Raw genomic sequence first — 1,389 nt, 5'->3', positions numbered from 1 at the left:
GCAGATGGGGTGGATGGCTCCCGCTCCGACTGACGGCATCTGAGTGCCAGGATGTGGTTGCTGTCGAAGCAGCCACGCAGATGCAGGAGCCATCCCCATGGAGATCATCACCGTCGGCATCGATCTAGCCAAGAGCATCTTCCAGGTTCACGCCGTCGACGCAGCTGGGCACGTCGTCGTTCGCAAGGCTCTGAGGCGGGCGCAGGTCGTGCCGTTCTTCGCCAAGCTGCCGCGCTGCCTGGTCGGCATGGAGGCGTGCGGCACAGCGCACCATTGGGCCCGGGAACTCATGAGGCTCGGCCATGACGTGCGGCTGATGCCGCCAGCTTACGTGAAGCCGTACGTCAAGCGCGGCAAAACCGATGCGAATGATGCCGCTGCCATCTGCGAGGCGGTGACACGCCCGAGCATGCGCTTCGTGCCGGTGAAGTCGACCGAGCAGCAGGCGGCGCTGGCCCTGCACCGGACGCGCGACCTGCTGGTCAAGCAACGCACGCAGCTGGTGAACATGATCCGCGGTCTGCTCGCCGAGTTCGGGATCGAGATGGCGCGGGGCCTGCGCCATGCGCTCGAACTGGCAGCTCGGCTCTCAGCCGGAGACGCGGCCGAGGTGCCGCCCCTGGCCCAGCGCGTAGTGAATGGGCTGGCCGATCAGATCGGCGCCGTGCAGATCCAGCTCACCCGGCTGGAGAAGGAGTTGCTGGCCTGGCATCGGGACTGCGACCTGTCACAGCGCCTGGCGACGATCCCGGGTGTCGGCATCGTCTCGGCGACCGCGCTGGCCGCCTCGGTGAGCGAGCCCGAGCGCTTCCGCTCCGGTCGGCAGTTCGCGGCCTCGTTGGGTCTGACACCGCTGCAGAACTGCAGCGGCGGCAAGGAGCGCCTGGGTCGGATCTCGCGCATGGGCGACCGTTACCTGCGCCGCCTGCTCGTGGTCGGCATGACCTCTCTGATCCGGCGCGCGAAGGCGACGCCGACTTCGGTCGACCCGCGGCTGCCGGCGCTGCTGCAGCGCAAGCCGGTGCGCGTGGTGACTGTTGCGGCGGCCAATCGCACGGCGCGGGTCGCCTGGGCGATCATGACCCGCGGTGGCACCTACCGCGCACCAGCGGCCATGGCCGCCTGACAGCACGGCGAGGAGACTTTGCCAGGTTGCGAGGACGATGAGAGTTGATGGCGAACCGGTCAGACCGGGAGCCGGGACACCCCGCCGAATGTCCAGGGCGTCATAGCCCGCTAAGCAGAGTGGGACCCAGCTCGCGGATACCATCAGGGCCAGCAGTCAACATGCACGACTGCATCAACAGGCCGGACACAAGACTGCACCCGACCAACGCGCCAGAAGCTCGATTCGCCACTTGCAATGCGGGAGCCATCCACACAGGACAT

Annotated in this window: 1 protein-coding gene; it reads left to right on the top strand. The window is 67.5% G+C overall.

Features of this window, described 5'->3' with window-relative positions; translation table 11 throughout:
• Positions 1-97 precede the first annotated feature (97 nt).
• Complete coding sequence (locus MZTS_RS24390; RefSeq protein WP_009867220.1) at positions 98-1,126, top strand: IS110-like element ISMmg2 family transposase; 1,029 nt, start codon at positions 98-100, stop codon at positions 1,124-1,126.
• Positions 1,127-1,389 lie beyond the last annotated feature (263 nt).

This window comes from Methylorubrum zatmanii (genome assembly GCF_014845115.1).
Classification (GTDB): Bacteria; Pseudomonadota; Alphaproteobacteria; order Rhizobiales; family Beijerinckiaceae; genus Methylobacterium; species Methylobacterium zatmanii.
Note: the sequence above shows the minus strand (reverse complement) of the source record. Positions and strands in the feature narration are given on the sequence as shown.

What these genes read in the sequence shown, in the direction of transcription:
- MZTS_RS24390 (WP_009867220.1), top strand. Translation starts at nt 98, where the DNA reads ATGGAGATCATCACCGTCGGCATCGATCTAGCCAAGAGCATCTTCCAG.